The 9,746-nt window shown below is 49.8% G+C and carries 7 protein-coding genes; 3 read left to right on the top strand and 4 right to left on the bottom strand.

Going from position 1 to position 9,746, the window contains the following annotated elements:
• Positions 1–311, bottom strand: a 311-nt coding sequence (locus HMPREF2696_RS08740) for a hypothetical protein (protein WP_210383772.1), incomplete at its 3' end; no start/stop codon positions are given.
• A gap of 430 nt (positions 312–741) precedes the next feature.
• On the opposite strand from HMPREF2696_RS08740, the gene HMPREF2696_RS08735 reads away from it, so the two are divergent.
• Entirely contained in the window at positions 742–2,136 is a 1,395-nt protein-coding gene (locus HMPREF2696_RS08735; protein ID WP_100066635.1) for a DEAD/DEAH box helicase, read from the top strand.
• A 183-nt stretch (positions 2,137–2,319) separates the two neighbouring features.
• On the opposite strand, the gene acnB is transcribed toward HMPREF2696_RS08735, so the two are convergent.
• Both acnB and HMPREF2696_RS08725 read right to left on the bottom strand, forming a co-directional pair.
• Positions 2,320–4,905, bottom strand: a complete 2,586-nt coding sequence (gene acnB / locus HMPREF2696_RS08730) for a bifunctional aconitate hydratase 2/2-methylisocitrate dehydratase (protein ID WP_004519365.1) — start codon at positions 4,903–4,905, stop codon at positions 2,320–2,322.
• A gap of 199 nt (positions 4,906–5,104) precedes the next feature.
• On the bottom strand, positions 5,105–6,142 hold the full coding sequence (locus tag HMPREF2696_RS08725; RefSeq protein WP_004519364.1) for a sensor histidine kinase: 1,038 nt from the start codon (positions 6,140–6,142) through the stop codon (positions 5,105–5,107).
• Between the two features lie 92 nt (positions 6,143–6,234).
• Between HMPREF2696_RS08725 and argH the strand changes: the two genes are divergently transcribed.
• Together argH and HMPREF2696_RS08715 are read left to right on the top strand one after the other, a co-directional pair.
• Positions 6,235–7,614, top strand: coding sequence for an argininosuccinate lyase (gene argH / locus HMPREF2696_RS08720; protein ID WP_039861969.1), 1,380 nt, complete (start codon positions 6,235–6,237; stop codon positions 7,612–7,614).
• 167 nt (positions 7,615–7,781) lie between these two features.
• On the top strand, positions 7,782–8,306 hold the full coding sequence (locus HMPREF2696_RS08715; RefSeq protein WP_004519361.1) for a hypothetical protein: 525 nt from the start codon (positions 7,782–7,784) through the stop codon (positions 8,304–8,306).
• 50 nt (positions 8,307–8,356) lie between these two features.
• Here the strand turns inward: HMPREF2696_RS08715 and fumC are convergent, their stop codons facing one another.
• Positions 8,357–9,745 (bottom strand): class II fumarate hydratase, encoded by a 1,389-nt coding sequence (gene fumC / locus HMPREF2696_RS08710; RefSeq protein ID WP_004519360.1) that lies wholly within the window; start codon positions 9,743–9,745, stop codon positions 8,357–8,359.
• Between the last annotated feature and the right edge of the window lies 1 nt (position 9,746).

The following is a 9,746-nucleotide window of genomic DNA, read 5'->3' as shown; positions in this document are numbered from 1 at the left end:
TTTTTTGCAGGAGCGGCTTTAGCAGCAGGCTCGGATGCGGCAGCTTCAGGAGTAACAGCCTCAGGCGCTGCTACAGGTTCAGAGGCAGCAGGCTCGGAAGCAGCTGATTCAGCGGTACGTTGATAGCCTTTGTCTTTCATGCAGGCGTCAAACACAGCGCGGTCAGCATTTTCACCAGATGCCTGTTGGCATTGGGTCATTGCTTCTTCAACAGTGACGCGTGGCGCTGCCGCTTCTTCAGCAGGTTTGGAAGAAGAACAAGCTGCCAACATCAGGCTACCGGTTGCAAGAGCGATCAATAAAGTTTTCATAATTGTATATTCCTAAATTTTGATTTTATGGTTTACCGTTAAACGGGAGATACAGGCTACAAAACAAGCTCTGCACCTCAATATTGAGTACGTGAGTACAATTTAGTTTCATTTCAGCCTGTAAGTTTTTGATAAATTAATTCTATTGACGTTAAGACAAATGCTTAATCCTCAATAAACTCAAAACCTTGCAGGCCAGTAAATTTTTCTGTTTTTGAACTGTAAAAATATCAAAACTTGGTCAATTCTAGCCGCAACCATCATTTGGGGAGTCCATCTTTTTATGGCATAATGGGCTACTTGACGGATTATTCCGCTCCCCATTTTTTTCAAACCGCAGAATCAAAATCATACTGCGGTTTATCCATTTCAGAATCAGATTTTTCAGACGGCCTCACCATTCAAAAAGCCGTCTGAACAGAAAGCCACCATCATGAATCCTTTCTCTTCACTCGGTTTAGGCAGCGAATTAGTCTCTGCCCTGACCGATCAAGGGTATGAAAACCCGACGCCTATCCAAGCCGCAGCGATTCCTAAAGCCTTGGCAGGACACGATCTTTTGGCCGCAGCACAAACCGGCACAGGTAAAACCGCCGCCTTTATGCTGCCCAGCCTCGAACGCCTGAAACGCTACGCCACATCCAGCACCTCCCCTGCCATGCACCCTGTCCGCATGTTGGTATTAACCCCTACCCGCGAACTGGCCGATCAAATCGATCAAAACGTGCAGGCATACATTAAAAATCTTCCTTTGCGCCATACCGTCCTCTTCGGCGGCGTCAATATGGACAAACAAACTGCCGACTTGCGCGCTGGTTGTGAAATCGTTGTCGCTACGGTTGGCCGACTGCTCGACCACGTCAAACAAAAAAACATTAATTTAAACAAAGTTGAAATCGTCGTACTCGATGAAGCCGACCGTATGCTTGATATGGGTTTCATCGACGATATCCGCAAAATCATGCAGATGTTGCCCAAACAGCGACAAACCCTGCTCTTTTCCGCCACTTTCTCACCGCCTATCCGCAAACTTGCGCAAGATTTTATGCACACGCCCGAAATGGTTGAAGTGGCTGCGCAAAATACCACCAACGCCAATGTCGAGCAACACATCATCGCCGTTGATGCACTCAAAAAGCGCAACCTGCTCGAACGTCTGATTGTTGATTTGCATATGAATCAAGTCATTGTATTCTGCAAAACCAAACAAAGCGTCGATCAAGTTACCCGCGACCTCGTCCGCCGCAACATTGCCGCTCAATCCATCCACGGCGACAAATCCCAACAAAGCCGACTGGAAACCCTCAACGCCTTTAAAGAAGGCACATTACGCGTTTTGGTTGCCACCGATGTTGCTGCGCGCGGTTTGGATATTGCCGAGTTGCCTTTTGTCATCAACTACGAGCTGCCAACCCAACCTGAAGACTACGTCCACCGCATCGGACGCACCGGCCGGGCCGGTGCCGACGGCGTTGCCATTTCCTTGATGGATAAAACCGAACAGAAAATGTTTGAATCCATTAAAGAGCTGACCGGCAGCGATTTGAATGTGGAACGCATCGAAGGCTTTGAGCCGTATTGGTGGGGCAACGACAATCAAGATGAAGCTGAAGCACAACCGGTTCAGCACAACGACAGCCGCTCTCGCCGCGAAGATAGAAACAAACGCAACGAATACGCGAATAAATCAGATAAAAGCTCAAAAAAAGCAGAAGAGAAAAACGATCCGGGTATTGTCTGCGGCAAAATTGCCGGCAGAACACGCCGCAGCCGTCACGAGCGTCAGCCTTGCGCCCTGCTCCAACCTGGTTTTGGCGTAAAGTAAACAACGCTGATTAATCGGTTTTCTGATTATTTATCCTAAGCAAAGGCCGTCTGAAACTTATCTTTCAGACGGCCTTTTATTAAACTAAAAATAAAAAGGACGTGATGAACACGCCCTTTATTTTTCCGTTTCAGACGGCCTTTATTATTTAAGGCCGTCTGAAAATCGGTTTACCTTGCTATATTAAACATTCACTTTCTCGGCTACTTCGTTGTAGCTGTCGATTTCATTGAAGTTCATGTAGCGGTAGATTTGGTCGCCCTGCTCGTTAATGATGCCGATATTGGCTTGGTATTCTTCAACAGTCGGGATTTTACCCAGTTTGGAGCAGATTGCCGCCAACTCAGCCGAGCCGAGGTAAACAAAGGTGTTTTTACCCAAGCGGTTCGGGAAGTTACGGGTAGAAGTGGACATTACAGTCGCACCTTCGTGTACTTGCGCTTGGTTACCCATACACAATGAGCAACCCGGCATTTCCATACGCGCGCCTGCACGGCCGAGTACACCGTAGTGACCTTCGTCAGACAACTCTTTCGCATCCATTTTGGTCGGCGGTGCCATCCACAGACGTACCGGGATGTCGCTCTTGCCTTCCAAGAGTTTGGAGGCGGCGCGGAAGTGGCCGATGTTGGTCATACAAGAACCGATGAACACTTCGTCGATTTTGGTGCCGGAGCGTTCAGACATGAAGCACACGTCGTCAGGGTCGTTCGGGCAAGCAATAATCGGCTCTTTAATGTCGTCCATGTTGATTTCAATCACGGCGGCGTATTCGGCATCTTTATCCGCTTCGAGCAATTCAGGATTTGCCAACCATGCTTCCATGGCTTTGATACGGCGTTCCAAAGTGCGTGAATCTTGATAGCCGTCGGCAATCATGTTTTTCATCAACACAATATTGGATTTCATGTACTCGATAATCGGCTCTTTGTTGAGCTTCACGGTACAGCCAGCAGCAGAGCGTTCGGCAGACGCGTCAGTCAATTCAAAGGCTTGTTCCACTTTCAAATCAGGCAGGCCTTCGATTTCGAGGATGCGGCCGGAGAAGATGTTTTTCTTACCGGCTTTGGCAACAGTCAGCAAACCTTGTTTAATCGCGTACAACGGAATTGCATTTACCAAGTCACGCAGGGTGACGCCCGGTTGCAGTTTGCCGCTGAAGCGTACCAATACAGACTCAGGCATATCAAGCGGCATTACGCCCGTGGCTGCTGCGAAAGCAACCAAGCCCGAACCTGCAGGGAAAGAAATACCGATAGGGAAACGGGTGTGGCTATCGCCGCCTGTACCGACTGTATCAGGCAACAGCAGACGGTTGAGCCATGAGTGAATCACGCCATCACCCGGACGCAGGGATACACCGCCACGGGTAGAGATGAAAGCAGGCAATTCTTTATGAGTTCTCACATCGACAGGTTTTGGATAAGCCGCGGTGTGACAGAAAGACTGCATCACCATATCTGCTGAGAAGCCCAAGCAAGCCAGGTCTTTCAATTCGTCGCGAGTCATCGGGCCGGTAGTATCTTGCGAGCCGACAGTAGTCATGCGTGGTTCGCAGTAAGTACCCGGACGCACGCCTTTGCCTTCCGGCAAACCGCAGGCGCGACCAACCATTTTTTGAGCCAATGTGAAACCGGCTTTGCTTTCAGCTGGCGCTTGAGGCAGACGGAACTCGGTAGAAGCAGGCAATTTCAGTGCTTCGCGCGCTTTGGCAGTCAAACCGCGACCGATAATCAGGTTAATACGGCCACCGGCTTGCACTTCGTCCAGCAATACTTGTGATTTCAATTCAAACTCGGCAACAATCTCGCCGTTTTTCACGATTTTGCCTTCATAAGGCAGGATATCGACGACATCGCCCATTTTCAGAGCAGATACATCGACTTCAATCGGCAATGCGCCGGAGTCTTCTTGAGTATTGAAGAAAATAGGAGCAATTTTGCCACCCAAGCACACACCGCCGAAACGCTTATTCGGTACGAACGGAATATCTTCGCCTGTATGCCAAATCACGGAGTTGGTAGCAGATTTACGTGAAGAACCGGTACCGACCACGTCGCCAACGTAAGCAACCGGATGGCCTTTGGCTTTGAGTTCTTCCAACAATTTAATCGGACCGACTTCGCCCGGTTTGTCAGGATTGATGCCGTCGCGCGGGTTTTTCAACATAGCCAGCGCGTGCAGAGGGATATCAGGACGGCTCCATGCATCAGGTGCAGGAGAGAGGTCGTCTGTATTGGTTTCACCGTCGACTTTGAAGACGGTAACAGTGATTTTTTCTGGAACTTTGGCACGAGAAGTGAACCATTCGGCATCTGCCCAAGATTGCAATACTTCTTGCGCGTATTTGTTGCCTTTTTCGGCTTTTTCTTGAACATCGTGGAAAGAGTCAAACATCAACAGAGTGTGTTTCAGACCATTTGCAGCGATAGGCGCAAGTTTGTCGTTGTCCAAGAGTTCGATGAGTGCATGAATGTTGTAACCGCCAAGCATAGTACCCAACAGCTCGGTAGCATACTCAGGGGAAATCAGCGGACTGGATGCGCTGCCTTCGGCAACGGCAGCCAAAAATGAGGCTTTAACTTTGGCGGCATCGTCCACACCGGGTGGTACGCGGTGAGCCAACAGCTCAACCAAGAACTCACCTTCACCGGCAGGTGGATTTTTCAGCAGCTCAACCAAATCAGCAGTCTGCTGAGCAGTCAGAGGAAGGGCGGGAATACCAAGGGCGGCGCGCTCGGCGGCGGCTTTACGATAGGCTTCTAACATCTCTTTGTTCCTTTTTCTGTTTTTTCTTCTGGACAATTGCAAATGATTTGCAATTAAGGATTGTAAACAATCCTTTTAAGTATCATAGACCAGTTTTCAAAAAATGGGAACAGTTATGTTACTAAGTGTAATAAATTTAAACTATTTTATTTAATGTGTTAATAGTCTAATTATCTAAAGCTGCCCTATTCTAGGCGTTTTAGCCAAACAGACGGGAAACTTCGGCTGATTTTTTACGGTACGGCAATATGATTTCAACGCGGAACAGGCCGTCTGATTGGATATATCTGATTTTCGCGTCGGTGTCATACATCAAAGTCAGGCGCTCTTTCAGATTGCGCAAGGCCATAGAATTACCTTTATGCGGCTTGGTATTTTCGTTGGGTTCCGTTCCGCACGGATTTTCGATACTGATGAAAATAGATGATTTTTCCAATTTTGTTAATACCGTAATTATCCCTGGACGGTGGATAGATTCGACACCATGGAATACGGCATTTTCCAAAAGCGGTTGCAACAACAGATGCGGTGTTTCCGCATCATCAGGCGCATGGTGCTGCCACATGACCTGTACGCGCATATGTCCCATGCGGATTTGCTCGATGGCAATATATTCCTGCGCCCACTCGATTTCCTGTCCTAAGGTACTGTTTTGACTACCGTCGCGCAGTTGTGCGCGGAACAAGTTGGCCAAATTTTCCAGCAAAGTCTCCGCGTCATACGGACGCAGACGGATTAAGCTGATGGCGGCATTCAAGCTGTTAAACAAGAAATGCGGACGGATACGCGCTGTCAACGCGCTCAGTCTGGCTTCGGAAATGGAAGGCGCAAGGCTATTGCGACGGGCTGCTTCGATGTACATGAAACTGAAACAAAAAAAGGTCAGCAAGAAGAAGTGTTGAATCAGCAGCCAAATTTCCGTCTTCAAAATCACTAGATCGACAAACAAGAAAATCAGCAGGTTGGAGACGTAGGAAACCACAACGCTGTACTGCGAGCGAAGCAGGGAAGGCGCAAATGCCTGTAAGAAATAGACCTTGAGTAAAATTAAGAGGATGACGGGGCAAGCCCATGAAAAATGTTGGAAAATCTGTTCCGGATAAGGCACACCCGATACCGTCATCAACGGAAAGATAAACAAACTGATTAATAAAACAATAAGCAGGCGCACCAAAGTTGCGGAATTGCGCAAATCCGGCACTGCGAAATTCTGGTTTATTTGACGTATAATAGACATGATTTCAACCGTTTTCTTTCATAATGTATAGACGGGTCTGCTATATTGAAGACGTAGACCCTGTTTTTTATTTATATTTTAAGGATGCTGATATGAGCAAGGACAAAACCTGGTCAGGCCGTTTTAACGAACCTGTTTCCGAGCTGGTCAAAAAATATACCGGCTCGATTGATTTTGACAAACGGCTGGCAGAATGGGACATCCAAGGCTCGCTGGCACACGCGCAAATGCTGACACAGTCGGGCGTTTTGAGCGAAGACGACCTCTTTGCCATCCGTCAGGGCATGGCCGAGATTATAGCAGAAATCAAGGAAGGAACGATTTCCTGGTCGCTGGATTTGGAAGATGTCCACATGAACATCGAACGCCGCCTCACCGACAAAATCGGCGATGCCGGCAAACGCCTGCACACCGGCCGCAGCCGCAACGACCAAGTCGCTACCGACATCCGCCTGTGGCTGCGCGACCAGATTACCGTCATTCAAGACCTGATTCAAAACCTTCAGACGGCCTTGGTTGATTTGGCGGAACAAAACGCCGAAACCGTCATGCCCGGCTTTACCCACCTGCAAGTTGCCCAGCCGGTCAGCTTCGGGCATCACATGCTCGCCTACGTTGAAATGCTCGGCCGCGATTTCGAGCGCATGGTCGACTGCCGCAAACGCGTCAACCGTATGCCGCTCGGCGCCGCAGCCCTTGCCGGTACCACCTACCCGATTCAACGCGAAATTACCGCCGAGCTGCTGGGATTTGAGCAAATCTGCCAAAACTCACTCGATGCCGTATCTGACCGCGATTTTGCCATTGAGTTCACGGCCGCCGCTTCTCTGATTATGGTCCACCTGAGCCGCCTTTCCGAAGAATTGATTTTGTGGATGAGCCCGCGTTTCGGCTTTATCGACATTGCCGACCGTTTCTGCACCGGCTCGTCCATCATGCCGCAAAAGAAAAACCCCGACGTACCCGAACTCGTGCGCGGTAAATCCGGTCGCGTGATTGGCCACCTGATCGGCCTGGTTACCCTGATGAAATCTCAACCTTTGGCATATAACAAAGATAATCAGGAAGACAAAGAGCCTTTGTTTGATACTGCCGATACGCTTATCGACACCCTGCGCATTTACGCCGACATGATGCGCGGCGTAACCGTCAAACCCGACAACATGCGCGCCGCCGTAATGCAGGGTTTTGCAACTGCTACCGATTTGGCGGATTACTTGGTGAAAAAAGGCATGCCTTTCCGCGACAGCCACGAAGTTGTTGCCCAAGCCGTGCGCCATGCCGATGAAGCTGGCGTTGATTTGAGCGAATTGCCGCTTGAAGTCTTGCAAGGTTTCAGCGGTTTGATTACCAACGACGTTTACAGCGTGCTAACACCCGAAGGCAGCTTAAACGCGCGCAACCACTTGGGCGGCACCGCGCCTGAACAAGTCCGTTTCCAAATTAAACGCTGGCGTGAATTGTTGGCTTAAACCCATCTAAATACATAATAAAAGGCCGTCTGAAAATTTTCAGACGGCCTTTTGATTACCCGTGTTACACTCAACCGCACAATAAAAACAGATAAACCTAAACTTACCTTCAAACGAGAAAACACGCCTCCTGACTTTGCCGCCATCTTCAAACAAAAGGAGCAAGGATGAAAAACATTGTCTTAAAATTGGTTATGATCTGCCTATGCTGCGGATGCTATGCCGTATTCGTTGCCTGGGAAAATGGCGGATTCAGCCAGCTCCATGATTTTCAAGCAATAGAGAGCAACGGCATGAGCGTATACCTTCATCAAATCTCCGCCGCCACCATGCAGGCTGAAAAAAACGAGCTGTCGATTTTGCAAAACAACCAAAACAGCTTAGCCTCTTGCGTCGGCATTGAATCTTTATGCGAACACGCCAAGCCGGGCATCTGGGTTGAACATGCCAAATTCTTACAGCATAAGGACACGGGCAAATTATTGGTACTTTCGTTGGACTATTTAGAAAACAGTGACACCGCAAAAACCCTACACAACCGCTATTCTGCATCGCTCCTACCCCAAGCAGATAGAAAGGATGCGTGGCATTACGCCTGGCGTACATTTTTGAGCTCAATAATATTTCTAATGGTCGTCAATCTGACGCCAATGATTTTTGCCCTATTCGAAGAAAAGACAAGCGCAGCATAAAAACATGCCGTCTGAAAACATTTTCAGACGGCATGTTTCATTATTAAAGCTTAACGCGGATGAACCATATCGGCAGGAACGACCAATTCGTCAAACTCTTCGCCTGTCAACAAGCCCAATTCGATGGCGGTTTCGCGCAACGATTTGTCGTTTTTATAGGCGGTTTTGGCGACTTTGGCGGCGTTTTCGTAGCCGATTTTGCGGTTTAACGCAGTAACCAACATCAGAGAATGGTGCAAGAAATAATCGATTTTTTCCGGTACGGGTTCGATGCCGACGGCGCAGTTTTCGTTGAAGCTGTTGCACGCATCGCCCAACAGGCGGATGGATTGCAAGAGGTTGTAAGCGATAACGGGCATATAGACGTTCAGCTCGAAGTTGCCCGATGCGCCTGCCATGCCGATGGTGACGTCGTTGCCGAACACTTGGCAGCACACCATGGTCATTGCTTCGCATTGGGTCGGGTTGACTTTGCCCGGCATGATGGACGAACCCGGCTCGTTTTCGGGGATTTTGATTTCGCCCAAACCGCAGCGCGGGCCGCTTGCCAGCCAACGGATGTCGTTGGCGATTTTGTTCAGGCTTGCCGCCAGCGTTTTCAATGCGCCCGAAGCGGCAACGGCGGCATCGCGTCCGCCCAAGGCTTCAAATTTGTTCGGCGCGCTGACAAATGGCAGGCCGGACAGTTCGGCGAGTTTGGCGGCGGCTTTTTCGGCGTATTCGGGATGGCTGTTTAAGCCCGTGCCGACCGCCGTGCCGCCCAAAGCGAGTTCATACAAGTCTTTAAGCGCATCGTTCAGACGGCCTAAACCGTGATCGAGCTGGGAAACGTAGCCGGAAAATTCTTGTCCCAAAGTCAGCGGCGTCGCGTCCTGCAAATGGGTGCGGCCGATTTTGACGATAGGGGCGAATTCTTTGGCTTTTTTGTCCAATGTATCGCGCAGGGCTTTTACCGCCGGAATAAGGTGGCGGTTGATTTCAATCGCGGCGGCAACGTGGATGGCGGTCGGGAACGCATCGTTGGTCGATTGCGCGTGGTTCACATGGTCGTTGGGATGGACGGGCTGGTACGCTGCCAAACCCGTACCAGCGATTTCGTTGGCGCGGTTCGCCAGCACTTCGTTCATGTTCATATTGGACTGCGTGCCGGAGCCGGTCTGCCACACTACCAATGGGAACTGCCCGTCAAGCTTGCCGTTCAACACATCATCTGCCGCCTGCGTAATCAAATCTGCCTGTTCGGGCTTAATCCTGCCGAGGGAAACATTGGTGGCGGCTGCGGCTTTTTTTACCAGCGCCAAAGCATAAATCAACGGCTGCGGCAGGGTTTCGCCGCCGATTTTGAAATTGTTGCGGCTGCGCTGGGTCTGCGCGCCCCAATAGGCTTCGGACGGGACTTCGACATTGCCCATGGTGTCGTGTTCGGTACGGGTACTCATG

Origin of the sequence: Neisseria sp. HMSC058F07, from assembly GCF_001810035.1 — a bacterium.
In the GTDB taxonomy this organism is placed as follows: Bacteria; Pseudomonadota; Gammaproteobacteria; order Burkholderiales; family Neisseriaceae; genus Neisseria; species Neisseria perflava.
This window is presented reverse-complemented; position numbering and strand designations above follow the sequence as displayed.